Origin of the sequence: Streptomyces sp. NBC_01261 (assembly GCF_036226385.1) — a bacterium.
GTDB lineage: Bacteria > Actinomycetota > Actinomycetes > Streptomycetales > Streptomycetaceae > Streptomyces.
Genome location: NZ_CP108463.1, coordinates 3,298,891 through 3,324,361 on the forward strand (window position 1 = coordinate 3,298,891; position 25,471 = coordinate 3,324,361).

General features: G+C 71.1%; 19 protein-coding genes. 8 read left to right on the top strand and 11 right to left on the bottom strand.

Annotated elements, in window-relative coordinates; genetic code table 11:
- Nucleotide 1: 1 nt before the first annotated feature.
- The 7 genes from OG226_RS14145 to eccD form a co-directional block, all read right to left on the bottom strand.
- Entirely contained in the window at nucleotides 2-451 is a 450-nt protein-coding gene (locus OG226_RS14145) for a YbaB/EbfC family nucleoid-associated protein (RefSeq protein WP_327400675.1), read from the bottom strand.
- Entirely contained in the window at nucleotides 448-3,558 is a 3,111-nt protein-coding gene (locus OG226_RS14150; RefSeq protein ID WP_328677591.1) for an AAWKG family protein, read from the bottom strand. The genes OG226_RS14145 and OG226_RS14150 overlap by 4 nt, the downstream gene beginning before the upstream one ends.
- 98 nt (nucleotides 3,559-3,656) lie before the next feature.
- The gene (locus tag OG226_RS14155; protein WP_328677594.1) at nucleotides 3,657-4,106 is read right to left on the bottom strand and encodes a type VII secretion system-associated protein; all 450 of its coding nucleotides are present in this window, start codon (nucleotides 4,104-4,106) and stop codon (nucleotides 3,657-3,659) included.
- 118 nt (nucleotides 4,107-4,224) lie between these two features.
- The gene (locus tag OG226_RS14160) at nucleotides 4,225-4,548 is read right to left on the bottom strand and encodes a WXG100 family type VII secretion target (protein WP_043678268.1); all 324 of its coding nucleotides are present in this window, start codon (nucleotides 4,546-4,548) and stop codon (nucleotides 4,225-4,227) included.
- A gap of 67 nt (nucleotides 4,549-4,615) precedes the next feature.
- On the bottom strand, nucleotides 4,616-4,954 hold the full coding sequence (locus OG226_RS14165; protein WP_019065061.1) for a hypothetical protein: 339 nt from the start codon (nucleotides 4,952-4,954) through the stop codon (nucleotides 4,616-4,618).
- Nucleotides 4,955-5,175: 221 nt separating this feature from the next.
- On the bottom strand, nucleotides 5,176-6,744 hold the full coding sequence (gene eccB / locus OG226_RS14170; protein ID WP_329349147.1) for a type VII secretion protein EccB: 1,569 nt from the start codon (nucleotides 6,742-6,744) through the stop codon (nucleotides 5,176-5,178).
- 361 nt (nucleotides 6,745-7,105) lie between these two features.
- Nucleotides 7,106-8,506 carry a type VII secretion integral membrane protein EccD gene (gene eccD, locus OG226_RS14175; protein WP_328677601.1) on the bottom strand — a complete coding sequence of 467 codons (1,401 nt, stop codon included), beginning with the start codon at nucleotides 8,504-8,506 and terminating at the stop codon, nucleotides 7,106-7,108.
- A gap of 329 nt (nucleotides 8,507-8,835) precedes the next feature.
- On the opposite strand from eccD, the gene eccCa reads away from it, so the two are divergent.
- Nucleotides 8,836-12,768 carry a type VII secretion protein EccCa gene (gene eccCa, locus OG226_RS14180; protein WP_329349148.1) on the top strand — a complete coding sequence of 1,311 codons (3,933 nt, stop codon included), beginning with the start codon at nucleotides 8,836-8,838 and terminating at the stop codon, nucleotides 12,766-12,768.
- 98 nt (nucleotides 12,769-12,866) lie between these two features.
- On the opposite strand, the gene OG226_RS14185 is transcribed toward eccCa, so the two are convergent.
- Together OG226_RS14185 and OG226_RS14190 are read right to left on the bottom strand one after the other, a co-directional pair.
- Nucleotides 12,867-14,138 carry a S8 family serine peptidase gene (locus OG226_RS14185; RefSeq protein ID WP_329349149.1) on the bottom strand — a complete coding sequence of 424 codons (1,272 nt, stop codon included), beginning with the start codon at nucleotides 14,136-14,138 and terminating at the stop codon, nucleotides 12,867-12,869.
- Nucleotides 14,135-17,479, bottom strand: a complete 3,345-nt coding sequence (locus tag OG226_RS14190) for a right-handed parallel beta-helix repeat-containing protein (RefSeq protein ID WP_328677604.1) — start codon at nucleotides 17,477-17,479, stop codon at nucleotides 14,135-14,137. Before OG226_RS14190 ends, OG226_RS14185 begins: the two co-directional genes overlap by 4 nt.
- Before the next feature lie 310 nt (nucleotides 17,480-17,789).
- Between OG226_RS14190 and OG226_RS14195 the strand changes: the two genes are divergently transcribed.
- A complete protein-coding gene (locus OG226_RS14195) occupies nucleotides 17,790-19,010 on the top strand; it encodes a hypothetical protein (protein ID WP_329349150.1) in 1,221 nt (406 codons plus the stop codon).
- 68 nt (nucleotides 19,011-19,078) lie between these two features.
- On the opposite strand, the gene OG226_RS14200 is transcribed toward OG226_RS14195, so the two are convergent.
- The gene (locus tag OG226_RS14200) at nucleotides 19,079-19,507 is read right to left on the bottom strand and encodes a DUF6299 family protein (RefSeq protein ID WP_328677607.1); all 429 of its coding nucleotides are present in this window, start codon (nucleotides 19,505-19,507) and stop codon (nucleotides 19,079-19,081) included.
- A gap of 285 nt (nucleotides 19,508-19,792) precedes the next feature.
- On the opposite strand from OG226_RS14200, the gene OG226_RS14205 reads away from it, so the two are divergent.
- The 6 genes from OG226_RS14205 to OG226_RS14230 all read left to right on the top strand — a co-directional run bounded on the left by OG226_RS14205 (nucleotide 19,793) and on the right by OG226_RS14230 (nucleotide 24,433).
- On the top strand, nucleotides 19,793-19,993 hold the full coding sequence (locus OG226_RS14205) for a DUF5999 family protein (RefSeq protein ID WP_328677609.1): 201 nt from the start codon (nucleotides 19,793-19,795) through the stop codon (nucleotides 19,991-19,993).
- Between the two features lie 109 nt (nucleotides 19,994-20,102).
- The gene (locus OG226_RS14210; protein WP_329349151.1) at nucleotides 20,103-20,948 is read left to right on the top strand and encodes a PaaX family transcriptional regulator; all 846 of its coding nucleotides are present in this window, start codon (nucleotides 20,103-20,105) and stop codon (nucleotides 20,946-20,948) included.
- Nucleotides 20,949-21,019: 71 nt separating this feature from the next.
- Complete coding sequence (gene cysC / locus OG226_RS14215) at nucleotides 21,020-21,571, top strand: adenylyl-sulfate kinase (RefSeq protein WP_328677614.1); 552 nt, start codon at nucleotides 21,020-21,022, stop codon at nucleotides 21,569-21,571.
- Nucleotides 21,568-22,488, top strand: a complete 921-nt coding sequence (cysD, locus tag OG226_RS14220) for a sulfate adenylyltransferase subunit CysD (RefSeq protein WP_443066886.1) — start codon at nucleotides 21,568-21,570, stop codon at nucleotides 22,486-22,488. The genes cysC and cysD overlap by 4 nt, the downstream gene beginning before the upstream one ends.
- Before the next feature lie 2 nt (nucleotides 22,489-22,490).
- On the top strand, nucleotides 22,491-23,702 hold the full coding sequence (locus tag OG226_RS14225) for a sulfate adenylyltransferase subunit 1 (RefSeq protein ID WP_329349153.1): 1,212 nt from the start codon (nucleotides 22,491-22,493) through the stop codon (nucleotides 23,700-23,702).
- A 275-nt stretch (nucleotides 23,703-23,977) separates the two neighbouring features.
- On the top strand, nucleotides 23,978-24,433 hold the full coding sequence (locus OG226_RS14230) for an ATP-binding protein (RefSeq protein WP_328677619.1): 456 nt from the start codon (nucleotides 23,978-23,980) through the stop codon (nucleotides 24,431-24,433).
- A gap of 24 nt (nucleotides 24,434-24,457) precedes the next feature.
- On the opposite strand, the gene argF is transcribed toward OG226_RS14230, so the two are convergent.
- Nucleotides 24,458-25,465 carry an ornithine carbamoyltransferase gene (gene argF / locus OG226_RS14235; protein WP_328677621.1) on the bottom strand — a complete coding sequence of 336 codons (1,008 nt, stop codon included), beginning with the start codon at nucleotides 25,463-25,465 and terminating at the stop codon, nucleotides 24,458-24,460.
- Nucleotides 25,466-25,471: the final 6 nt, after the last annotated feature.

Genomic DNA, 25,471 nt, shown 5'->3' on the forward strand with positions numbered 1-25,471 from the left:
CTCAGTCCTCCGGGTCTTCGCTGATCTCGTCGCGGAGCCGGCCGGCCCCGCGCCGTCGGCCGCCCTTGGGGCCCTCCAGGACACCGGGCCCGAAGATCTTGTTCCAGTCGACGTCGAAGCCGGTGATCTCGGGTGCCTCGGGGTTGGCCTTGGTGAAGGGCTCGAAGGTGGCCATGACGTGCCGGGCCATCCGCGCCCGGGCCTCCTGCACCGCCTCCAGCACGCTCGCGGCGAGCTGACCGGCCGGCATCGTGCGGTACTTGTCGTCCAGGAAGGTCAGCGCGCGCAGGTCGCCCTGCGCGGAGACGGTCACCTCGACCGCGCGGTCCGCGGAGCGCACCGTGCTCTCGGCGTGGGCGAGTTCGCCCTCGGCGCGGGCCACCGCGGCCTCGGTGGCCTCCAGTTCGGCGACCGCCTTGGCCAGCCGCTGCTCGATCGACTCGCTGTTCATCGGCCGATCACCGCCGGCGAACCGCCCTCGTCGGTGCCCCAGACGTCCTCGTCCTCGGTGAGCCACGCGTCACGGGCGCGGTCGCCGCTCTCCGTGGAACGGCCGTTCTGTCCGGCGCCGTTGCCGCCGGGACCGCCCACCGGGTAGGGGGCGCTGGACGTGGTGGGCCGGGTGTACACGACGTCCTCGTCCTCGTCCACGTTTGCCGCCCGGTTGGTCCGGCCGCGCCGGGTGGCGCCGTTGGACGGGTCGGTGAGGACGGCGCGGGTGCGCTCGCTGGTGCCGCCCTGTCCGCCGCCTCCGCCACCGCCCATACCGCCCATACCGCCGCCGCCCATGCCTCCCATGCCCATCGGGTTGAGCGGGGTGCCACCCGACGCCTGGGCCGGGGTCGACGCGTCGAGCGCGGCGGTGTCGAGGGCGTCGGAGCGCAGCGCGCCGCCGGTGTAGGGGGTGCTGTCGTAGTCGTCGTAGCCGCCGTCGAGGCCCGAATCCAGGCCGCCGCCGGTCGTGTTGAGGCTGCCGCCGCTGAGGCCACCGCTGTTGAGGCCGCTCGTGTTCAGGCCGCTCGTGTCGATGCCGCTGCCGTTGTTCAGCCCGCTCGTGTCGATGCCGCTGGTGTCGATGCCGTTGCCGTTGAGGCCGCTGGTGTCGATCGAGGACGAGGGGAGGCCGGTGCCGTCGATGTCGGTGGTGGTCGTGTGGCCCGACGGGTCGGTGGTGGTGAGCTGGCCCGTGTCCGGGTTGAGGGTCTGGGTGGAGCCGTCCGGGAACTTCGTGGTCAGCGAGCCGTTGTCGTTCAGCGTGGTGGTCGAGCCGTCCGGGTTGGTGAAGGAGTCGCCCGGGTTGAGGTGCGAGGTGGTGACGTGCCCCGAGGGGTCGGTGACGGTGACCTGACCCGTGTCCGGGTTGAGGGTCTCGGTGGAGCCGTCCGGGAACTTCGTGGTCAGCGAGCCGTCGGCGTTGAGCTGGGCCGTCGAGCCGTCCGGGGTGGTGAAGGAGCCGTCGGTCGGGTTGAGCGTCGACGTGCTGACGGTGCCGTCCGGGTTCGTGGTGGTGACCTGGCCGGTGTCCGGGTTGAGGGTCTGGCTCGTGCCGTCCGGGAACTTGGTGGTCAGCGTGCCGTCGTTGTTCAGCGTGGTGGTCGAGCCGTCCGGGTTGGTGATGGTGCTGCCCGGGTTGAGCTGGGAGACCGAGGTGGTGCCGTCCGGGTTGGTGGTGGTGACCAGGCCGGTCGACGGGTCGATGGTCTGGGTGGAGCCGTCCGGGAACGTCGTGGTGAGCGAGCCGTCGCCGTTGAGCTGGGTGCTGCCCCCGGTCGGGGAGTTGAGCGTGGTCGAGCCGTCCTTGGTGGAGTCGTTGCCGTTGTTCAGGAGCGACGGACCGTTCAGCATCGTGCTGGCGAGGTTGCTCAGGTCGTTGCCGTTCGAACCGTCGCCGTTCAACAGGCTGTCGTTGCCGAGGTTGTTGAGGTCGTCGAGCCCGCTGCCGACGTTGTTCAGGCTGTTGCCGAGATCGTCGTTCAGGTTGTTGAGGCTCGAATTCAGGCCGTCGCCGATGTTGTTGAGGCTGTCGTTCAGGTTCGTGTTGAGGTTCGTGCCGAGGTTGTTGAGGCCGTCACCGAGGTTGTTCAGGTTGTCGTTCAGGCCGTCGTTCAGGTTGTTGAGGTTGTCCCCGAGGTTGTTGAGGTTGTCGTTCAGGTTGTCGTTGAGGTTGTTGAAGTTGTCGCCGAGGTTGTTGAGGTTGTTCCCGAGGTTGTTCAGGTTCTCGTTGAGCTTGTCGTTGTTCTCCTTCGCCTCCTCCTCGGCGATCTCGTTCTCCTCCTTCTGGAGGACCTCGGAGAGCGTCTCGTTGTTCTTGTTCGTGACCTCGTTGGCGAAGGCGTCCTCGACGTCCGCCCAGGCGTTCTTCACGGCGCTGAGCGCGTCGATGGACGGCTGCTTGAGCTTGGAGTCCGCGTGGTCCGACCAGCTCTTGACGGCGGCGTCGGCGATCTTCTGCCAGGTGGTGTGCTGGGTGAGGTCGCCGTACTCGGGGACGGACTGCTTGAAGTTGGCGTCGGTGGAGTAGCTGGTGGAGGTGGAGGTTCCGTACTGGCTGGTGGTGGTGGTCGACTTCGACAGCACGTGGTTGATGTTGTTGTTGATGACCCACTGGCTGATGTCGTCGAGGATCTTCTTCGCGTGGTAGTGAGGGTCGTGCTGACCGTCCGACGCCCAGTCGTTCCACGCGGTCTGCAGCGCGGTGACCGCGTCCTTCAGGGCCAGTTGGGCCGCGGCCAGCGCGTCGCTCAGCTTCGACTTCGGGGCGTAGCCGCCGAGGGTGCTGTTGGTCGCCGTGTAGTCCCGGCCGCCCAACTGGGAGACGTAGCCGTCGTAGTTGGTCTTCAGCTCGTCCAGCAGATGCCAGAAGAGGCTGGCCGCCTTGCCCTTCCAGGCCGCCTGGTCCTCGCCGAGCGAGGTCATCCACTGGTTGACGATGTCCGAGTGGTCCTTGAAGAACTGCACCACCCGGTCGAAGGACTGCCCGGTGGTCTCGAAGGAGAGCATGTCGACGGCGTTGGCGTCGATGACCGACAGTCCGCTGTACTCGAAGCCCTGCGTCGAGTACGGCGACGCCAGGATGTGGTCGAGGACCAGCTTGCTGCCCGAGATGTACTGCGCCATCGGCCCCGAGTCCCACTGGACGTGCGAGTACGAGCCCTCGAACGCACCGCCGCCGGTGACCTCTCCGCCGCTCCAGAGCGTGGCGCGGCCGTTCCCGTCGACGGTGACGCCGATCATCACGATCCGGGCCTTCTTCATCGACACGCTGTTGTGCGCGCCGTCGCCGCCGGCGTCGTAGAAGGCCAGGTCGTAGTCCTCGCCCTTGTTGACCTGCCAGCCGCCGATCGCCGAGTAGTCGGCCGCGGTCACCGACCTCATGCTCATGCCCTGGATGTCCATCCGGAACAGCTTGAGGTTGGCGAAGCCGTCGTTGGACGAGCTGCTCAGCTTGTCGAACAGCGTGGACCGGGCCGGGAGCGTGTAGCCGGTGAAGTCGGTGACGGCCTGGGCGAAGTAGTCGTCCGGGTCGTAGTTGGCGGTCCCGGTGGTGGTTTCGGCCATGGGGCGGACTCCGCTGCGAAGGAGGAGGGGGACTGGGTGGGGGGATCCAGGGTGCGGGGCCCGGGGCTCGGCAGCGGCCGGCGGGCCGCGCACCGACCTCAGGAAGTCTTCGAGTCGCTGCCGCTCATGTCGCCGTCGACGGTGTCGAAGATGTCCAGCAGCTTCTCGCCGTCGATCGAGTCGAGACTGTCGCCCTGTGTCTTGAGCAGGGTGGTGATCGTCTCGTCCAGCGCGTCGTCGATGTCGTCGAAGAGCGTCTTCTGACCGGTGAGGATCTTGTCCAGGGCGGTCGCCTGCGTCTTGAGCGCCTCCACCAGGGTGGCCCCGCCGACCGGGTCCGAGCTGTCGCCGCCGTTCATCAGGCCGATGCGCAGGATCTTGGCGAGGCCCTGGGCGGAGCCGGCACCGGTCTCGGCGATCAGGTTCTTCAGGGACCGGACGCCCGCGTTGTCCTTGCGGATGGCCAGGAGATCGCTGATGAAGTCGGCGACGTCGTGGTTCTTGAAGTTCTTCAACGCGGTCGAGTCGAGGTGGGTCAGATCTGCCATGGATGCCTCCGCGGGCGGAACGCGCCGACCCTGGCGTACGGCGCGGCGACGGAACGGGAAGGAGCCTGGACCGCACCGACCACGAGGAGACCGGTCGGTGCGGTGGGGGCCGGCCGGCTCAGCGGCCGATGGTGACCTCGGACCACATCTGGCTGAGCGAGTTCTCGCTGTACTTGTAGCTGTTGGAGATCTCGTTGAGGAGCTGCGAGTGCGAGGTGAGCAGCGTCTCCATGTTCTGCACCGCGCCGTCCCAGGCCGCCTGCTTCTGGCGGTAGGTGTCGGCGTCGTTTCCGTACCACGTCTTGGACAGCTCGCCGAGTTCCTGCTCAAGGCTGGAGAGCGTCTGGGCGATCGCCTTGGTCTGCGCCACCATGTCGTCCGCGGCATTCGACATGTGGTTGTAGCTGACGTAGATGACACCGTCGGACAGGTTGTCTGCCACAGCTTGCCTCTCTTACGCGATGTGGGGATCGGACGTGACCGCGAGGTCACGGGGAAGCGGGCGTCGGTCAGCCGGCGAGCTGGTCGAAGGCCGACTGCGACGCGTTGTACGCCTGGTTGATGGAGTCGTTCGAGGAACCCTGGGTCTTGTTGTGTTCCACGAGGCTCTGGTTCAGCCGGTCGATGACGTCCTCAAGGTTCTTGAGGATGACGTTGCACTGGCCGTCCCACTGTGCGAGGAGCTGGCCGTACTGGCCGCCGTCGCTGCCCTGGTAGCCGCTGCCCAGGGTGGAACGGGTGCTGTCGACGTCCTGACGGATCTTCACGATGCCGCTGAAGGCGCTCTCCAGGGCCTGGATTCCGTTCCGGGTCGAACCTTCGCTTGACTGCTGGCCATCTCCAGCCATCGTCCCACCTTTCGTAAGTCGATCTGAGGTACGAGTGCAACCGAGCCTAGATTGACGGAAGTTGCGCTGACAACGAACTGAGGAAGATCTGAGGTTGCCGACGGCTTCCGTTCAGATGCTTTTACCGGTAAGCAACTTGACCGGAACACGCGGTTCCGTGGTAGGCGGTTCTGGAGTGAATCCAGTTTGGCGTGAACACGATCAGCATCGGCGTGAATCCGTCAGTTCCCGGCACCCGAGGCCGAGTTGAGGGAGCCGCCCACCGGGGCCTGTCCGGCGACGGCGGGCAGGCCGGCCTCGATGCCGGACCGTCCGCCGGCACCGACACCGGCGCCCGTGCCGCACTGCGCCGCCACTCCGCCCGTGCCCCCGCCCACCGAGCCGGAGTCCGACGAGGCGGCCCTGGCGCTGAGTTCGGGTCCGGTCGGCAGCATCGACAGCAGCGTGGACGGCACCTTCACCGGCGTGGCCCCGCCGTAACCGAGGGCGGCGAGCGCGCCGGCGTCCGGGATGCGGTACTTCACGCCGTCGTCGCCGACCAGGAACGTGGTGTCGCCGACGGTCTCGCCGGCCGCGCCCAACACCCTTACCAGCGTGCCGTGTCCGGGCCGGGTCACCACCCGGTCCACCGTCACGCAGGCCGCGGTCAGCGCCGTCGGGTCCGCCTGGGCCGCCGGGTACAGGGCGGTCTCCGCGACCCGTACCGAGGTCACCCGCACCTGCCCGTCGGCCGGGTCGACCTGGGCGCACACCGACTCCCCCGCCGCCAGGGCCAGCGCGCTCGGCGGAGTGTCCGGCAGCCCGGCGACCGACGGGTCGGTGCCGGCCGATCCCGGTGCCTGGTGGGCGCGCAGGTCGGACACGTCGATGGTGACGACGTTCGGGGCCCCTCCGTCGTAGGCCTTCTTGCGGGTGTCCGGATCGCCGAGCAGCAGCGCCGACTGGGTGTCCGTGACCGGGTGCAGGCCGTCCTTCTGCAGGAGGTACTCCTGGTTGCCGGAGCCCGCGACCACGCGGAACACCTGGCCGATCCGGGTGGCCCGGCCGCCGAGTTCGGGGCCGGTCGCGCCGCGGCCGTCGACCTTCGGGGTGGCCAGGTCGGGGCCGGTCACCAGGGCGTCGAGGAAGGCCGCGGACACCGGGAGGGGGGTCACCGGCGCGTAGCCGAGGGACTCCGCGGCGCCCGAGTCCTCGTCCAGCTTCAGGCGGCTGCCCTGCCACACCAAGTAGGTGTGTCTGTCGGGGCCCTTGACCACCAGCGCCGACTTGGCGCCGACCGGGGCCGTCTCCACGGGGGCGCCCGGCACGAGGGTCGTCTGGCTGCCGGAGCCGGTCGAGCAGACCTCCCACGGCGAGGACTCCAGGTCGCCGGTGCCCGGTACGGAGTCGGGGGCGCCGGTGATGCCGACCGGCCGGCCGACCGGGGTGCCCGCGAGCGACTTCGAGCCGACCGACGTGGTCTTCAGGTCGGCGCCGCCGATCAGCACGGCCGACGCGTAGTTGCGCACCGGGCGCAGTCTGCCGTCGGCGTACAGGTAGCGGGCGCCGGTGTCCTTGTTGACGATCAGGGTGTCGCCGCTGCGCCAGGCGTCGTTGCCGCCGGGCCTGAGCAGCCCGAACACCAGCGCCCCGCCGCAGAACAGCACACCGACGATCAGGCCGACGAGGGCGCCCCGGCTGGTGCGGCCCAGTGGGCTCTCCGGTGCGTCCGGGTCGGCCAGCAGCATGCCCGAGGTCAGGCGGCCCATCATGAACGTGTGCGCTTGCACCTGGTCGCGCTTCGACCGCACGCTTTCCTCCCGGCTGGTCGTTCGGCTTCTTGTTCGTCCGGCTGTGCCCGGACCGTGCTCACGGATCGACGGCCCGGTCGGCCCGTGACACCGCGTCCGTTTCCCGCTCTCGTTCGACGTACCCGGCCCGTGCCCGCGAACCGACGGTTCTCGAACCGGCCCGGAACGGCGGCCGGTTCACCCGAACCTCGTCGCGGACCGGCGGGCAAGTCCACCCGCATTCGGCTTCCGGCTCCCGTTCCGCGGGCCTGGACCCTGCCCGCGGACTGGCGGTTCCCGGACCGACCCGGAACGGCGGTTCCCGACCGGCCCGCTTCGGCGGCCGGTTCACCCGGTTCTCGTCCGCGGGGCCGGCACGTGGTCAGCCGAACATGCCGCGGAGGGTGCCGAAGACGCCCAGCAGCCACAGGGTGAGCGGCAGGAGGGCGATCGCCAGCAGGGAGTGCAGGATCTCCGCCGCGCGGCCCCAGTACGGGACCATGCGCCGTCCCGGTACGGTCCACACCGCGACCGTGAGGGCCGCCGCCACCGCGAGCAGGCCCGCGACCAGCAGTGTCCGCTCGGTGCCGGAGAGCCGCAGGCCCCAGCCGAACGCGAGCAGCAGCAGACCCCAGGCGCCCGGCAGTACCAGCACGAGGCGTTGCGCGGTGTTCACCAGGCCCCGGCCGTGCAGGAGCAGCAGCAGCGACAGGACCAGCGCGACCAGCAGCGCGGGGAGGCTCGGGCGGCGGGCGAGGGCCACCAGGCAGGCCGACGAGAGCACGCCCGTCGCGCCGTAGAGCGCGGTCATCCACTCGCCGGCCAGCTCGGTGCGTACGGCGACGTCGTTGCCCCGGTAGGGCTCGATGCCCTCCTGGAGCTGTTCGGCGTTGGTGGGCAAGGCGGGCATGCGCATCCCGGCGAACTTGAACGACAGCGCGGGCACCAGACCACCGAGCAGCACCGTGAGCGCCGCGACCACACCGGCCGCGCCCGCCACCCGCACGTCGAACACCGTCATCAGCACCCCGCCCACCGCCGCCGCGAGCGCCACCAGCGCCGAGGCCAGGAACAGCGGGGTGCGGGCCGCGGAGGCCGCGAGGGCGAGGACCGCGCCGCCCGCCCAGGCCGCCGCCGCCCCCAACAGCCGTGCCCCCAGAACCTGGTGGGCCTGCGGACCGCTCAGTTCACCGCCCGGCACCAGCCAGCCCGCGAGCGCGAGCGCCGGGGACGCGAGCAGGCCCAGGACCACCCCGGTCGCCGGATCGTCCACCGCCCGGCTCGCCGACGCGGCCCCGGCCAGCAGCAGCAGACCGGTTCCCACGGCGGTGGCCGCGCGCAGCGACGCCGGGGCGCCCGGCAGGGCCAGCAGGACCAGGCCGGTGAGGACCGCCACGGCCACCAGTCCGCGCAGCAGGCGCCGGGCCGCCTCGGGGCTCCAGCCGTGCAGCCGGTCCCGGGTGACCGCGGCGATGCCGTCGACCAGGTCGTCGAGGCGTACCTCGGGCAACGCCTCGGTGCGCGGCCGGAGATGGAGCGCCTCGCCGTCGGTCATCCCGAGCGAGGCGAGGGTCGCCTCGTCGTCGAGCGGCCGGCCGCCGAGGCGCTGGAGCACCCAGCCGTCGTGTTCGAGACCGGTCTCCTCCGCCTCCTCCCCCGCGTACCGCAGCACGGTGGGCAGCAGGTCGGCGACCGGCACGTCGGACGGCACGGCGAGGTCGATGGTGCGGGCCGGGGCCCGCACGGTCAGATGGCACAGGCCGGTCACGGAAGTGTCGGTCATACCGGGGCTCACGTCTCCTGGACATCGAAACGGGGGCACGCGGCGCGGCGTGCGGGGTGGGGGGGAACTAGGGGAAACAGCGTGCCGGTGTAGCGGGGGGTGACATGGACGTACAGAGTTGACGGGGTGCACACTACTGACACTCCCTACGACGCGTGTCAACGGGAGTCCCCACCAGCGGTGTTGACAGCGTCCTCCACCGCGCCAGTGCCGAGGCCGGAATTCGGTGCATGCCCCCACATGCCGCCGCGGTGCGCGAAGTCCGTTAGGAGCCCCAAGCGTTGAGCGTGGTCCTGTTCCGTCGTCCTGCCCGCCGTCGTGGACCCGACATGCCCGCAGGCGAGTTGGTCCTCCAGGAACCGCCGACCCTCATGGAGACCGTCCCGGACACGTCCGCGGTGTGGACGTATCTGCCGATGGCCATGATGTCGGTCTCGATGATGATGCTGTTCCTGCGGCAGGGCGGCCAGTCCAGCGGTGTCTTCATGTACATCGCGCTCGGCATGATGGTGATGGCCGCCGGTGCGATGATGGTCGGCCAGGTCATGCGCAAAGCGGGCGACCGCAAGCAGCGGCTGCGCGGTGAACGCCGTGACTATCTGCGCTACTTGGCGCAGAGCCGGCGGACGGTGCAGCGGGCCGTGGTGGAGCAGCAGCTCGCCCTGGCCTGGCGGCATCCCGAGCCCCGGGTGCTGCGGGCCATGGTCCGCACCACAAGGCTGTGGGAGCGCCGGGTCAAGGACGAGGACTTCGGCGAGGTGCGGATAGCCGTCGGCGACCAGCAGCTCGCGATGCGGCTCACGCCGGTCTCCAGCAAGCCCGTCGAGGACCTGGAACCGTTGTGCGCGCACGCGCTGCGCCGGTTCATCCGCGCCTACAGCACGGTTCCCGGCCAGCCCATCGCGCTGTATCTGCGGTCCTGGTCACGGGTGTTGGTGCACGGCGACCACGACGCCGCGCGCGGGATGCTGCGCGCCGCGCTGTCCCAACTGGCCCTGTTCCACCCGCCGGAGGAGCTGTGGATCGCGGTCTGCGCCGCTGACGAGGTGCGTGCCGAGTGGGAGTGGGTGAAGTGGCTGCCGCACAACCAGCACCCCCAGGAGACCGACGGCGCGGGCCCGTTGCGCATGGTGGCCTCCGCCTTCACCGATCTGGAGGACCAGCTCGGCAGCGAGTTCTCCGAGCGGCCCGCGTTCGACCCCGACGCCGTGCCCGGCCGTGACGAGCCGCTGGTGGTCGTCATCGTGGACGGCGCGAGCATCCCGGCGGGCCACCGCTTCGACGGCCCCGGTTACCGCAACGCCGTCGTCCTCGACCTCTCCGACAGCCTCACCTGGCGGCCCGGCCGCACCACCCTGCGCCTCGACGTCGCCCCGGACGCGGTCTCCCTGGTCCGCACCGACCGCAGCCGCAAGGAACAGGCCACCGTCCTGGGCCGTCCCGACCGGCTCGGCCCGGTCGCGGCCGAGGCGCTGGCCCGGCTGATCGCGCCGTACCGGATGACGCTCTCCTCCGACGCGGTCGAACCGCTCTCCAACGACACGGAGTTGACCACGCTGCTCGGCATCGCCGACCTGCACCGGCTCGACCCCGACACGATCTGGCGGCGGCACACCGGCTCCGCCCGGCTGCGCGTCCCGGTCGCCGTCGGCGCCGACGGACGGCCGGTCGAGCTGGACATCAAGGAGTCCGCGCAGGGCGGCATGGGCCCGCACGGCATGCTGATCGGCGCGACCGGTTCCGGCAAGTCGGAGCTGCTGCGCACCCTGGTCCTCGGTCTCGCGCTCACGAACTCTTCCGAAACACTCAACTTCGTCCTGGTGGACTTCAAGGGCGGCGCGACCTTCCTCGGTCTCGACGAACTCCCGCACACCTCCGCCGTCATCACCAACCTCGCCGACGAGGCCGCCCTGGTGGAGCGCATGCAGGACGCGCTGCACGGTGAACTCATCCGCCGCCAGGAGCTGTTGAGGTCGGCGGGCAACTACACCTCGGCCCTGGAGTACGAGAAGGCGCGGGCCGGCGGCGCCGATCTCGCCCCGATGCCCAGCCTGTTCGTCGTCGTCGACGAGTTCAGCGAACTCCTCGCCTCGCACCGGGAGTTCATGGAGCTGTTCGTGATGATCGGCCGCCTCGGCCGGTCGCTGGGCGTGCATCTGCTGCTCGCCTCGCAGCGCCTGGACGAGGGCAGGATGCACCAGTTGGAGTCGCACCTGTCGTACCGGATCGGTCTGCGCACCTTCTCCGCGATGGAGTCACGGGGTGTCCTCGGTGTCCCCGACGCGTACGAGCTGCCCTCGCAGCCCGGCAGCGGCTACCTCAAGTCCGGCATCGAGGCCCTGACCCGGTTCCGCGCCGCCTATGTCTCCGGCCCGTACCGCAGGCGCGGCGGCGCGGTCGCGCAGGCCCGGGTCGCCACGCAGGTGGTGCCCTGGTCGACCGGGTACATCGTGCCGCGCGCTCCCGCGCCGGCCGCGATCGTGCCGGAGCCCGAGGCGGAGGAGACCGCCGAGAGCCTGCTGGCGGTGGCGCTGGACCGACTGCGCGACTCCGGGCCGCCCGCCCACCGGGTGTGGCTGCCGCCGCTGGACACCGCGTCCCCGCTCGACGTCCTGCTCGGCGGCCTCGCCGAGGACCCGGACCGCGGTCTGAGCGCGTCCCGCTGGGTCGGCGCCGGGAAGCTGCGGGTCCCGGTCGGTCTGGTCGACAAGCCCTTCGACCAGCGCCGTGACCCGCTCGTCGTGGACCTCGCCGGGGCGGGCGGCCATGTCGCCGTCGCGGGTGGTTCGCAGAGCGGCAAGTCGACGGTGCTGCGCAGCCTCATCATGGCGCTCGCGCTCACCCACACCCCGCGCGAAGTCCAGTTCTACTGCCTGGACTTCGGCGGCGGCACGCTCTCCCAGCTGACCGGCCTGCCGCATGTCGGCGGGGTCGCGGCCCGCCTCGACACCGAGCGGATCAGCCGTACGGTCGCCGAGGTCACCGCCGTCCTCACCCAGCGCGAGCAGTTCTTCCTCGACAACGGCATCGACTCGATGTCCACCTACCGGCGCCGCCGCGCGGCCGGGGAGTTCCCCGACGAGCCGCACGGCGACATCTTCCTGGTGATCGACGGCTGGTCGGCGGTCCGGCAGAACTTCGACCAGTTCATCCCCACGTTCAACCAGATCGCCACCAGCGGTCTCAACTACGGCATCCACCTCATCGTCGCGACCGCCCGCTGGCTGGAACTCACCGCCCCGGTCCGCGACCAGTCCGCGACCCGGCTCGAACTCCGGCTCGGCGACACGATGGACTCCGTCGTGGACATCCGCAAGGCGAGCGCGGTGCCCCAGATCCCCGGTCGCGGTCTGACCGTCGAGACGAAACTCCACTTCCTCTCGGCGCTGCCGCGCGGCGACGGTTCCACCGACCACGAGACCCTCAGCGAGGGCGTCGCTGACCTGGTCGACCGGATCGCCTCGGCGTGGCACGGCCCGCGTGCCCCGCAGGTCAGGATGCTCCCGCACCGGCTGCCCGCGGCCGAACTGCCCGAGCCCGAACTCGGCGACGGCGTCAGCCTCAAGCTCGCGCTCGGCCAGGACGAGGAGACCCTCGGCACCGTCTGGCACGACTTCTCCCGCACCCCGCACCTGGTCGCGGTCGGCGACTCGGAGAGCGGCAAGACCAACCTCCTACGGCTGGTCGCGGACTCCGTCGTCGCCCGCTACACCCCGGCCGAGGCCCGCATCCTGGTCGTGGACTACCGCCGCGGCCTGGTCGAGGCGGTCCCCGAGGAGTACCGCCTCGGCCACGCGGTCGCCCTGGAAGCCCTGAAACAACTGGTGGGCGGCTCGGCGAAGGCCCTGCGCACCCGCGTCCCCGGCCAGGAGATCACCCCGGCCCGCATGCGCCAGGCCGACTGGTGGACGGGCCCCCGCCTGTTCGTCCTCGTCGACGACTACGACATGGTCGGTGGCGGCACCGTCATGGACCACCCCTTCTCCCCCCTCTTCGAACACCTCGCCCTGGGCCACGAGTTGGGCCTCCACGTGGTTGTCGCCCGCTCCGCCACCGGCGCCGGCCGCGGCCTGAACGACCAGCTCCTGCGCCGCCTGGACGAGGTCAACACCCCGGGCATCCTGATGTCCTGCTCCCCGTCCGAGGGCTATGTCTTCGGCAACGTGAAGCCCCGCGTCCTCCCCCCGGGCCGAGCCCTCCACATCGTCCGCCGCAAGCCGTCCCTCATCCAGACGGCACTGGCGGCGGGAGCGGTGGAGTAGGCGCCGACACGGAACGGAACGGCCCCGGGCGACTGTTCGTCGCCCGGGGCCGTTCCGTCTCACGCTGTGCGTCGTGTCCGCGACGACCGGTCCGGTCGTCAGCTCTCCGAGGTCCCCTGGGCACCGGTGCCCACCGGGACCGGGCTCTCCGCGCCCTCGGGCCCGGGCCCGGCCGCACGCTCCGGCCGCGACGGACGCCAGCCCAGGCGGCGCCCCCGGGGCAGGATCAGGCCGAGCCACACCACCGCGATGATCACGGCGAGGCCCCCCGACGCGGGCCACAGGGCGCGGCGGAGGGGGCCGGCCGCCTTGTCGACCGGGAGGTGGACCGGGGTGCCGGCGTCGCCCCGGGCCGGTGCGGCGGCGGTGCCGGTCAGGACCGAGGTGACCGCCGCGTACGGGTCGAGGCGGGGCACGTCGGCCGGGTAGGCGGAGCTGCGGAGGAGGGTCGCGGTCTGGGCGGCGGTCAGGTCCGGGTGGACGGAGCGGACCAGCGCCGCCGCCCCCGCCACGAAACCGGCGGCCAGTGACGCGCCCGAGCCGATGTAGTGGCCGGCCTTCTTCGGGCCGATGCCGACAACTCCGTCCCCGGGCGCGGCGATTGAGGCGCTGAAGGGCGTGTACGCGCCGGTCGGCCGCTTTCCGGAGACGTCGACGTCGAGGACGGAGAGCACACCGTCGTCGGCGGCCGGGTAGTAGTCGCGGGCGGGCGGAGTGTCCGTCGAGGTCGCCGTCGCCGGTGCGTCCGGTACGGCCGCCGCGATCACCAGGACGTCCTTCTTCGCGGCCAGCGCGACGGCCGAGCGCAGCGCGACGCTGTCGGCAGCGAGCGCCGCCGACACCGTCACCACCTTCGCCCCGCCGTCCACAGCGGCCCGGATGCCCTCCGCGACCCGGTCCGCGCTGGCCTTCCCCCGCGCGTCGCTGCCCCGCACCGCGAGGATCCGCGCCTGCTGCGCCACCCCCGCGAACCGCACACCGTCCGCTACTGCCGCGCCGACCAGCCCGGCCACGAAGGTGCCGTGTCCCACGCAGTCGGTCCCGGCGTCGCCGATCGCCGTGACCCGGCCCTTGAGCGCGGGGGCGGAGGACGAGACCCCGGTGTCGACCACGCCGACGGTCACCCCGGTGCCCGAGGCGAACGGCCAGGTGCGGCTGAGCTGGAGGGAGACCTGCTCCCAGGGCACGTCGGTGGCGCGCCGGTCCGAGCCCGTCGCGCAGGCCGCGTCGGCGTCCAACCGGGAGGCCAACACGGGGAGTTGGACCGTGCCGCCGGCCGCCGTCGCGGATCCGGCGCCGACGGCGCTCGCGGCACCCGTCAGCAGCAGTGCCAGACCGGCGGCGACGGCCTTGTGATGGGTCGTCGTCATGCCCGGGCCGCCCCGCTGGAGGTCGGGGAGGCTGCCGTCGGGTCGGCGAGGTCCTCCGGGAGGAGCAGCCGCAGGTCGTCGAGGCTGGGGACGGCCAGTCTGCTGAGCCGGCCCGCCTGTCGGGTCATCATCCGCTCCAGGATCTGGCGAGCGGTGCGCGCGTTGCCGAACGACCGGTCGCGGGGCAGCCCGTCGAAGTACTGCCGGAGCACCGGTCCCAGTCCGGCCGCGCACTCGTAGCCGAGCTGTACGGCGTGTTCGCGGACGATGGTGACCAACTCGTCGGAGGAGTAGTCGGCGAACTCGACCCGGCGCGAGAACCTCGACGACAGGCCGGGGTTGGAGGCCAGGAAGTTCTCCATCTCCTGCGTGTACCCGGCGACGATGACGACCACCTTGTCGCGGTGGTCCTCCATCAGCTTCAGCAGGGTGTCCACGGCCTCCCGGCCGAAGTCGGAGCCGGACGCCTCACGCGGGGTGAGGGTGTACGCCTCGTCGACGAACAGCACACCGCCCAGGGCCCGTTCGAAGACCTCGCGGGTCAACTGCGCGGTGTGGCCCACGTATCGGCCGACGAGGTCGGCGCGGGACACCTCGACGAGCTGGCCGCGCGGCAACACGCCCAGGGAGGCGAGGAGTTCGCCGTAGAGGCGGGCCACGGTGGTCTTGCCGGTGCCGGGCGGGCCGGTGAAGACGAGGTGGTGGCTGAGCCGGGGCACCGGGAGTCCGGCGGCCTCGCGCTGCTTGGCGGTCGACACGAGGTTGACGAGGTCGGTGACGTCCCGCTTCACCGCGTGCAGTCCGACCAGCGCGTCCAGCCTGCTCAGCGCGTCGTCGCCGGGGTCGGCGGTGTTCGGGCCGTCGGCGGCGGTGCGGGCCGCCTCCTCGCTGATGTCCTGCGGCAGCAGCAGCGAGAGGTCCTGCTCGGTGACGTCGGTGAGCGCGGACAGCCGTACGGCCTGCCGGTCCACCATCTCCTCGAACACCTGCCGGGCGGCACGGCCGTTGCCGAACCCGGCGTCCTTCGGTATCCGTTCGAAGTGCACCGCGAGCGCGTGCCGGGTCTCGTCGGCGAGTGCGTACTGGTGGCGTACGCACATGCTCTCCATGATCTCGACCAGCTCCGGCACCGAGTAGTTCTCGAACTCGACGGTGCGTGAGAAGCGGGACGCCAGACCGGGGTTCGAGCCGAGGAAGCTGCGCATCTCGTCGGAGTAGCCCGCTGCGACGACGACCACGTCCTCGCGGTGGTCCTCCATCAGCTTCAGCAGGGTGTCGACGGCCTCGCGTCCGAAGTCGGCCCCGGAACCACGGGAGTCGGAGGTGAGGGTGTACGCCTCGTCGACGAACAGGACACCGCCCAGGGCCCGTTCGAAGGCCTCGGTGGTCTTGATGGCCGTACCGCCGATCACCTGGGCGACGAGGTCGGCGCGGGAGACCTCGACGAGGTGTCCGGAGCGCAGGGCGCCCAGCTCGGCGAGGATCGTGCCGTAGAGGCGGGCCACCGTGGTCTTACCCGTGCCGGGGGGACCGGCGAAGACGAGATGGCGGCTCATCGGCGGTGCGGACATGCCGAGTTGGGCGCGGCGGGCGGCGAGCTGGGTGAGGTTGACGAGGGTGCGGACCTGTTCCTTGACGTTGTCGAGGCCGATCAGGCCCTCCAGCGCGACCATCGGTCCGTCGGGGCGTCCGGGACCGTCGGAGGCGGACACCGTGCCCGCCGGGTCGGTTCCCTCGGCCTCGCCGAAACCCCAGGCGTCGCGGGACTCGTTGCCGGTGCTGGTGAGGTTCTCCACCGCGAGCCGGCCGCCGGCCTTGGCCTGCACGAGGCCGCCGCCCTTGTTGTCGCGGACCGTGCAGCCCACGACCGACACCGGTGCCTCGGACTCGACGCGGATGCCGTCGCGGTCGTTGCCGGCCGCCTCGCAGCCGTTCAGGGAGGCCCGGCCGCCGTCGCGGACCAGGAAGCCGTGCTCGGCGGACGCGGCGGTCCGTACCCGGTTCGCCGTCAACTCGCCGCCGGTGTCCACGAGTACACCGCAGCCGCCGGCCGAGACCAGCTCGCCGTCACGCAGCGCGGCCGTACCTTCGCCGCCGATCTCCAGACCGGCGCCGCCGGGGTTGTTGACCCGGAAGCCCGCGAGATAGACGTTGCCGCCCGCCGCGACCTCCGCGCCCGCGCCGCCCGGCGCCTCCACCGTGCAGTCCTCGACCCGGCCGCGCCCGCCGTCCCGCACGGACACACCGGAGCCACCGGCCCCCGTGATCCGGGCGCGCCGCACCAGCGGGTTGGCGTTGCCGCGGATCACCACACCGGCGCCCTTGACGTCGATGATCTCCACGCGCTCCAGCTCGGCCGCCGCGTCCTCTTCCAGCAGGACGCCGTCCGACTCGCCGTCCCGGACGGTCAGCGAGGTCAGCGTGGGCGAGGAGGCCCCGGCCACCCGCAGCGCCGCCATCTGGGCGCCGGTCAGCCAGCAGTCCTCGTACGTGCCGCGCGAACGGTCCGTCACCAGCAGGCCGTTGCCCGTGGTGCGGGCGGTGCGGCAGCGGCGCAGCACCGGGTCGGAGCCGTGCGAGACGATGATGCCGGGCCCGCTGGAGCCGGTGACCCGCACCTCTTCCAGCTCGCAGCGTGCGGTGCTGGTGATGTGCACACCGATCGAGGTGTCGCGGACCACGGTCCGCAGCACGCGTATCGCGCTGCGCTCCTCAAGTGCCAGCGAGGGCTTGTCGGTCGAGGCGAGGTCGCAGTCCTCGACGGAGCCCTGCGCATCCCCGTTGGCGAGCACGCCGTTGCCGCGCGCGTCCCGCACGGTGCAGCCGCGCAGGGTGGCCCGGCCGCGCTCGCCGATCACCACCCCGCTGGTGCCGAAGTGTTCGAGGGTGCAGGACTCCAGCGAACTCTCCGTCGGCGAGGTGACGACGACACCGGCGCCGGTGCGGTTCGACACCCGGCACTCACGCATCGCCAACGAGCCGGAGTTGCGCGCCAGTACGGTCGCCCACGAGGCGCCGGACAGATCGCAGCCCTGCATCGCGACCTGCCCGTGCGAGGCGTCCACGGCCGGATGTTCCTCGTCGTGGCCCTGGACCACCAGGTCGGTCAGCATCACCGCGTCGACGCGCAGCGAGATCACGGTGCCCTTGCGCGGGGCCAACCGGACGGTGCCGCGCGCCTGTTCGGCGACGATGGTGACCCGGGTGGTGACGACGAGGTTCTCCTCGTACGTCCCCGGGCGCACACTCAGCACCGCGCCGCCGCGCGCCCTGGCCAGGGCCTCTCCGATCGTCCGGGCGTCCCCGGTGCCCTCCGGACAGACCGTCAGTACCTGGCGCACTCAGCTGACCTCCTCGTGTCGGCACCTGTCGGTTGCGGTAACCCCATCATGCCGTCCCCGCACGCGCGTTCCCACTCCGGTCCGGAAAGCGGAACGTTCGCGGCGGGCGCGCGCCGTACGGCACAACAGTGCCGTACGGCGAATTATGGGCTGTTGCGCAACGGCGGTACCAGCACCGGGGCTTGTCCGTGACGATTGTTAACTGCGGTGAAAGGAACCGGTGTTGGCGCATGCGCGTGAATGGACATGAATAGGATTGCGCACACAGACGTACGACGAACTGCTGGGCGAATGAGAGCGGACAGGGCGGATGACAGACCGAACCGGACCGGCCGCGCGGAAAACGGCGGCAGAGAACGCGGCAGCGAATTCCGTGACGGGTGCCCCGGCCGGGGAAGCGACGGCGGCGGACCCGACGGCACCGACATCGATATCAGCGGCGGCGCCCGCCGAGGAAACGTCCACCACGGCGAGCGAGGCATCGGCCGCGAATACGGCGGGTGAGGCACCCAAGTCCCGTTCAGGGGCTGCCGGTTCGCTCGGGTCCCCCGGGGCCGTCTCCGCGGAGTCCCTCGCGGCTGAGCCGACCCCTCCCGCGATCTCGGCGGCGGAGGTCGAAGCGCTCGCCGGCAGCGGCCGTACGCCGGACGAACCCGCGGGGCCGACGGGCCCGGAGTCCGCTGCCGTCGCCCGCGCGGCGCGGCAGGAGGCCGAGGCCGAGGCGCCCGCCGGGGTGCTGGCCGCGAGCATGTCCGAGGGCGACGGACCGACCCCCGGAAGCGCTGCGGCCGCGTCCGTCGGCCGCCCGGGCCGCCCGCTGCTGGCCGGTGCGGCCGTGCTCGGCGCGCTGCTGATCGCCGTACCGGGGCTGTTGATGAGCCGGGACCGGACGCCGGAGACCCACGACCGCGTGGTCGCCGACCAGGCGGGCACGATCCTCGGCGACGGCGCGGCGACGCTGGACGCCGGGGCGTACGCCTCGGGCACCCCGACCGCCCCCGCCGGGCACAGCACACCGAAGATCGCCACACCGCGCAAGACCTCGTCGGGAAAGACGACCGTCAAACAGCCGGTGAACGAGCCGACGACGGTCAAGAAGACGAAGAAGCCGACGGCGAAGGCGACGAAGAAGTCCACGCCGACCAAGTCCGGGACGAAATCGAGCACCACCACCACGACGACCAAGTCCTCGTACCCGTCGGACGTCCTCGTCACGGCGACCCGGGTGCTGAAGGCGGGCCAGTCCATCAACGCGAAGAAGGCCCGGCTGCGCATGCAGACCGACGGCAACTTCGTCCTCTACGACGAGAACAACAAGGCCCGTTGGGCCACCATGACCTTCGGCTCGAACTACCACGCGGTGTTCCAGGGGGACGGCAACCTCGTCGTCTACACCTCCGCCGACAAGCCCGTCTGGGCGAGCAACACCGGCGGCTACAACGGCTCGATCCTCCGCCTCCAGGGCGACGGCAACATGGTGATCTACTCCGGCGGCTCGACCGCGATCTGGGCGAGCAACACCCAGCACTGACGGAGCTGAGCCCAACTCCCCTCCGGCCCGCACCCCTTGGGGGTGCGGGCACGGGGCAGGTCAGGCGCTCAGCTCCGGGTGAGGGTGACGTCCTGCTGCCGCGTCGCGTGGAAGCGGGGCAGGGGCAGGCCGGAGCCGGCGGAGAGTTCCATCACCGTGGCCTCGACGCGGGCGGCGCCGGGGGTGACCGGGTGGGACGGCTTGCCCGAGTTCTCCCAGCTGTGCTCCGTGCCGTCGCAGACCGCGTGGGTGCCTCCGATGCCGTGATGGACCGAGGGGTCGCCCTGCATGACGGAGGAACTGACAAAGACGGCACCCGAGTTGCCGAGACAGCGGTAGGTGCCCGAAAGGGTGACGGTGCCGTCCGGGGCGATCGTGCCCGTGGGGTCGACCGTCACCGTCTCGTACGGGGCGGCGGACGCGGGCGCGGCGGGGGCGGCGGCCAGCAGGAGCAGCGCGGCACCGGCCGCCGTACCGAGGACGGAACGCAGGGACATGGGAGTACCTCCTGGAGTTGGGACCTCCACTGGTACCGGGCGACGGCCTCGACTCCCGTGATCCTCACTCCTTCGGTGGCGAGTCCGTACCGAGCGTCGCGATCGTCACTCATCAGGTGGCGGGTCCGCACCGAGCGTCGTGGAACCGTCCGAGTGTTGTCCGCGTGTTGTCACGCTTCACAGCGGGCGGTTCCGATGAGTTCGCGGCGGGAGGATGGTCTGTATATGCGATGCGGGCGGTGACGGAGCCGCCGGAACGGATCGCATCCGACGTGGAGGTACGCCATGTGTTCCCACCAGTCCTCGTGCCCCGTGACCGACGCCGGGACCACCACCCCGCACATCGTCTCCGCCCACCCCGAGCAGGGCTGGACGCTGCTGTGCGACGGCGCGATCGTCTTCGACGACCTGGGCGCCGTTCTCCCCGACGGCCGGATCGTCGCCCCGCACCGGGTCCCGGCGGACCAACTCGCCGTCGCCGCCTGACCGTTCGCTCGTGATCGGCTGCCCGAAGCCGCTACCCACGGTGATCGTCCGACCGTAGAAGTTCAGGTTGCGCACCCGAGGTGACCAGCAGCGATACCGTCGGCCTAAGATGATCAACGTGTCCGACCAACCTGCTCCACGGTCTCTCATCGTCACGCTCTACGGCGCGTACGGCCGCTTCGTGCCCGGCCCGGTTCCCGTCGCGGAACTGATCCGGCTCCTGGCCGCGGCCGGCGTCGACGCGCCCTCCGTGCGCTCGTCGGTGTCCCGCCTCAAACGGCGCGGACTACTCCTGCCCGCCCGTACGGCGGAAGGCGCCGCCGGGTACCAACTCTCGCCCGAGGCACGGCAGTTGCTCGACGACGGCGACCGGCGCGTCTACGCGGCCGCACCCCCGGAGGACGAGGGCTGGGTGCTCGCGGTGTTCTCCGTACCCGAGTCGGAGCGCCAGAAGCGGCACATCCTGCGCTCCCGCCTGTCCGGCCTCGGCTTCGGCACCGCCGCCCCGGGCGTCTGGATCGCCCCCGCCCGCCTGTACGAGGAGACCCGGCACATCCTCCAGCGGCTGCGCCTCGACCCGTACGTCGACTTCTTCCGCGGTGAGCACCTCGGCTTCGCGGCGACCGCCGAGGCCGTGGCCCGCTGGTGGGACCTGCCCGCGATCGCCGCCCAGCACCAGGCGTTCCTCGACCGTCACGCGCGCGTGCTGCACGCCTGGGAGCAGCGCGCGGACACCCCGCCCGAGGACGCGTACCGCGACTACCTCCTCGCCCTGGACTCCTGGCGCCACCTCCCCTACGCCGATCCCGGACTCCCCGCGAGTCTGCTCCCCCGGGACTGGCCGGGCGCCCGCTCGGCCGAGGTGTTCCGCGCGCTGCACGAGCGGCTGCGGGACGCGGGGGCGGCGTTCGCGGGCGTGCGACGGCAGCCCTCAGGCAAACCTCAGGTTCCTTAGCAGGTCCTCTCAGAGTTCTTACCTAGCCTTCGACGACGTCGCTCGTCGGGTAAGAAAGAGGACTGTTGCGCATGACCACCACGGCAAGGGCTCAGGGAGCCACCGTCTGGCTCACCGGACTGCCGAGCGCGGGCAAGACGACGATCGCCCGGCATCTCGGGGAGCGGCTGAGAGCCGAGGGACATCGCGTGGAGGTCCTCGACGGCGACGAGGTACGCCGCTTCCTCTCGGCCGGCCTCGGCTTCTCCCGCGAGGACCGCAACACCAACGTCCAGCGCATCGGCCTCGTCTCCGAGGTGCTCGCGCGCAACGGCGTGCTCTCCGTCGTCCCGGTCATCGCCCCGTACGCCGACAGCCGCGAGGCCGTCCGCAAGCGCCACGAGGCGAGCGGGACGCCGTACATCGAGGTCCATGTCGCGACCCCCGTGGAGGTGTGCGGCGAGCGCGACGTGAAGGGCCTCTACGCCCGCCAGGCCGCGGGCCACCTCACTGGCCTGACCGGTGTCGACGACCCGTACGAGCCACCCACGGACCCGGCGCTCACCCTGCCGACGCAGGTACAGAGCCCGCAGGAGTCGGCGGACGCGGTGTACGCGGTGCTGTCCGAGCGGGGGCTGGTGTGAGCGCGGTGACGACCACGGAAGCCTTCAAGCTCTCGCACCTGGACGCTCTTGAGTCCGAGGCGGTGCACATCTTCCGTGAGGTGGCGGGTGAGTTCGAGCGGCCGGTGATCCTCTTCTCCGGCGGCAAGGACTCGATCGTCATGCTGCATCTCGCGCTGAAGGCGTTCGCGCCGGCGCCGGTGCCGTTCTCGCTGCTGCATGTGGACACCGGACACAACTTCCCCGAGGTGCTTGAGTACCGCGACCGTGTGGTCGCCGCACATGGGCTGCGGCTCCATGTGGCCTCCGTACAGGACTACATCGACCGCGGTGTGCTGCGCGAACGCCCCGACGGGACCCGGAATCCCCTGCAGACCGTGCCGTTGACGGAGAGGATCCAGAGCGAGAAGTTCGACGCGGTCTTCGGCGGCGGTCGTAGGGACGAGGAGAAGGCGCGCGCCAAGGAGCGGGTGTTCTCGCTGCGGGACGAGTTCTCGCAGTGGGACCCGCGCCGCCAGCGCCCCGAGCTGTGGAATCTCTACAACGGGCGGCACGCGCCCGGCGAACACGTCCGCGTGTTCCCGCTGTCCAACTGGACCGAGCTGGACGTCTGGCAGTACATCGCCCGCGAGGGCATCGACCTCCCGCAGATCTACTTCGCCCACTACCGCGAGGTCTTCGACCGCGGCGGCATGTGGCTGACCGCCGGTGAGTGGGGCGGCCCGAAGGCGCGCGAGACCGTCGAGAAGCGCCAGGTGCGGTACCGGACCGTCGGTGACATGTCGTGCACCGGTGCCGTCGACTCCGATGCCGCCACGCTGGAGCAGGTCGTCGCCGAGATCGCCGCCTCCCGGGTCACCGAGCGGGGCGCGACGCGTGCCGACGACAAGATGTCCGAGGCCGCGATGGAAGACCGCAAGCGCGAGGGGTACTTCTAACCATGAGCACGACCACCATCGACACGCTGCGGTTCGCGACGGCCGGTTCGGTCGACGACGGCAAGTCCACGCTCGTGGGGCGGCTGTTGCACGATTCCAAGTCGGTGCTGACCGACCAACTGGCGGCCGTGGAGAGGGTGTCGGCCGACCGCGGCCAGGACGCTCCCGACCTCGCCCTCCTCACGGACGGGCTGCGGGCCGAGCGCGAGCAGGGCATCACGATCGACGTGGCGTACCGCTACTTCGCCACGCCCCGGCGCCGGTTCATCCTCGCCGACACCCCGGGCCATGTGCAGTACACCCGCAACATGGTCACCGGCGCCTCCACCGCCGAGCTGACGATCGTCCTGGTCGACGCGCGCAACGGTGTCGTGGAACAGACCCTGCGGCACGCGGCCGTAGCGGCGCTGTTGCGGGTGCCCCATGTCGTCCTGGCCGTGAACAAGATGGACCTGGTCGGGTACGGGCAGCCGGTGTTCGAGCGGATCGTGGAGGAATTCGCGGGCCACGCGGCCGAGTTGGGACTACCCTCCTTCACGCCGATCCCGGTGTCGGCGCTCGTCGGCGACAACGTGGTGGACCGGTCGGCGCACATGGACTGGTACGCGGGTCCGGCGCTGCTGGAGTTCCTGGAGGACGTGCCGGTCGGCGCGGATCCGTCCGACGCACCGGCCCGTTTCCCGGTGCAGTACGTCATCCGGGACGGTGAAGTCCGTTGGTACGCGGGCCAGTTGGTGTCCGGATCGCTGCGGGTCGGCGACCGGGTGACGGTGCATCCCTCCGGTGGGGGTTCCGAGATCACCGGGATCTCCGTGCTCGGTACCGAGGCCGACGCGGCGTACGCGCCGCAGTCGGTCAGCCTGCGGCTCGCCGATCGACGGGACGTGGCGCGCGGGGACATGATCACCGCCGGGGCCGACGCGCCCGCGCTCACCCAGGACGTGCGGGCCGCCGTATGCCATCTGGCCGACCGGCCGCTGCGGGTCGGCGACCGGGTGCTGGTGCGGCACACGACCCGGACGGTCAAGGCGATCGTGAAGGATCTCGCCGGCGCGGCCGAGCTGACCGCGAACGACCTGGGGCGGATCACCCTGCGCACGGCCGAGCCGCTCGCGCTGGACGACTACGCGGTCTCGCGCCGTACGGGCGCGTTCCTGGTGATCGACCCGGCGGACGGCGCGACGCTCACCGCGGGGATGGCCGATCTGGCCTGATCCTCGCCCGCAGAACGCCCTCGGACCCCGTTTCGCACGGGGTCCGAGGGCGTTTTTGTGCCCGGCCTGAATATCCCGTCGAAATGACCTGTTGCCGTCGCATCCGTCACGAGTCGTCAATAGCGCGGTAACAACGGGAGCAGTTGTGCGGAAGTGGCCGTTCAACGGGGTATGCCGCTCGACACGGGGCCAAAAGTCCCGGGCGGTGCCCGTCGAGAGACCCTGACAAAGGGCGCCGTACCATTCATATAGTTGAAAGCAGGACAGCCTGCTCCATGAACGGACCCGCCTTGCAAGAACGCCCTTCCGCCTCCGCCTCCTGGCGCATCGCGCTGCCGCACACCGCCGCGGCCGTGCCGGTGGCCCGCGCACTGGTCCGTACGGCTCTGTCCGAGGTGAAGTACACGGCCGACAGCGACACCGCGGAGCTGCTGACGGCGGAGCTGGTCGCGAACGCGGTGGAGCACACCGCCGGTGACGCCCCCATAGAGCTCGTGGTCGAGCTGCTGCCCACCGGCTGCCAGGTCGAGGTGCACGACCCCGACCCGGAGCCGCCCGGAAGCCTGACGAAGCCCGTCGCCGAGGAGCCCGACCCCTGGCAGGAACACGGGCGCGGTCTGCTGCTGATCCGCGCCCTCAGCTCGTCGTGCGGCCACCGCCCGACCGAGTCCGGCAAGGCGGTGTGGTTCAGGCTGCCCGTCGTACCGGAGCAGTGGCGTCCGGCGGGATAGGCAGCCGGGCGGCCTACGCGCTGGTCAGGCCAGTGTTGCCACGAGCACGGCCTTGATGGTGTGCAGTCGGTTCTCCGCCTGGTCGAAGACGACCGAGTGGGCGGACTCGAAGACCTCGTCCGTGACCTCCAGCGAGTCGAGACCGTGGGTCTCGTATATCTCGCGGCCGACCTTGGTGCCGAGGTCGTGGAAGGCCGGCAGGCAGTGCAGGAACCTGACGTCCGGGTTGCCGGTGGCCCGCAGGACGTCCATGGTCACGGCGTACGGCGCGAGGGCCGTGATCCGCTCGTCCCAGACCTGTTTGGGCTCGCCCATGGAGACCCACACGTCGGTGACGACGAAGTCGGCGCCCGCCACCCCTTCCTCGATCCCCTCGGTGAGCGTGATGCGCGCCCCGCTCCGCTCGGCGAGCGCGCGGGCGGCGGCGACGATCTCCTCGGCGGGCCAGTACGACTTCGGGGCGACGATCCGTACGTCCATGCCGAGCAGCGCGCCGGTGACCAGGTAGGAGTTGCCCATGTTGAAGCGGGCGTCGCCGAGGTAGGCGAAGGCGATCCGCTTCAGCGGCTTGGCGCTGTGCTCGGTCATCGTGAGCACGTCGGCGAGCATCTGGGTGGGGTGCCAGTCGTCGGTGAGACCGTTGTACACAGGCACGCCCGCGTGCGCACCCAGCTCTTCCACGGCGGCCTGGCTGTCCCCGCGGTACTCGATGCCGTCGAACATACGGCCGAGCACGCGCGCGGTGTCCTTCACGGACTCCTTGTGCCCGATCTGCGAGCCCGACGGGTCGAGGTAGGTCGTCGAGGCCCCCTGGTCGGCCGCGGCGACCTCGAACGCGCAGCGCGTGCGCGTCGAGGTCTTCTCGAAGATGAGCGCGATGTTCCTGCCCGACAGGTACCGCGTCTCGGCCCCGGCCTTCTTGGCGGCCTTCAGCTCGGCGGCCAGCTCGATCAGACCGCGGAACTCCTCCTCGGAGAAGTCCAGCTCCTTGAGGAAGTGGCGGCCGGCGAGGGCGGTCGGGACTGTCGCCATGGGGGC

Bases quoted from the DNA above. Each gene is read 5' to 3' on its own strand.
- OG226_RS14200 (WP_328677607.1), bottom strand. From the start codon at position 19,507: ATGTCCCTGCGTTCCGTCCTCGGTACGGCGGCCGGTGCCGCGCTGCTC.
- OG226_RS14145 (WP_327400675.1), bottom strand. From the start codon at position 451: ATGAACAGCGAGTCGATCGAGCAGCGGCTGGCCAAGGCGGTCGCCGAA.
- argF (WP_328677621.1), bottom strand. From the start codon at position 25,465: ATGGCGACAGTCCCGACCGCCCTCGCCGGCCGCCACTTCCTCAAGGAG.
- OG226_RS14225 (WP_329349153.1), top strand. From the start codon at position 22,491: ATGAGCACGACCACCATCGACACGCTGCGGTTCGCGACGGCCGGTTCG.
- OG226_RS14155 (WP_328677594.1), bottom strand. From the start codon at position 4,106: ATGGCAGATCTGACCCACCTCGACTCGACCGCGTTGAAGAACTTCAAG.
- OG226_RS14185 (WP_329349149.1), bottom strand. From the start codon at position 14,138: ATGACGACGACCCATCACAAGGCCGTCGCCGCCGGTCTGGCACTGCTG.
- eccCa (WP_329349148.1), top strand. From the start codon at position 8,836: ATGCCCGCAGGCGAGTTGGTCCTCCAGGAACCGCCGACCCTCATGGAG.
- cysC (WP_328677614.1), top strand. From the start codon at position 21,020: ATGACCACCACGGCAAGGGCTCAGGGAGCCACCGTCTGGCTCACCGGA.
- OG226_RS14165 (WP_019065061.1), bottom strand. From the start codon at position 4,954: ATGGCTGGAGATGGCCAGCAGTCAAGCGAAGGTTCGACCCGGAACGGA.
- OG226_RS14205 (WP_328677609.1), top strand. From the start codon at position 19,793: ATGTGTTCCCACCAGTCCTCGTGCCCCGTGACCGACGCCGGGACCACC.
- OG226_RS14150 (WP_328677591.1), bottom strand. From the start codon at position 3,558: ATGGCCGAAACCACCACCGGGACCGCCAACTACGACCCGGACGACTAC.
- eccD (WP_328677601.1), bottom strand. From the start codon at position 8,506: ATGACCGACACTTCCGTGACCGGCCTGTGCCATCTGACCGTGCGGGCC.
- OG226_RS14230 (WP_328677619.1), top strand. From the start codon at position 23,978: ATGAACGGACCCGCCTTGCAAGAACGCCCTTCCGCCTCCGCCTCCTGG.
- OG226_RS14210 (WP_329349151.1), top strand. From the start codon at position 20,103: ATGATCAACGTGTCCGACCAACCTGCTCCACGGTCTCTCATCGTCACG.
- OG226_RS14195 (WP_329349150.1), top strand. From the start codon at position 17,790: ATGACAGACCGAACCGGACCGGCCGCGCGGAAAACGGCGGCAGAGAAC.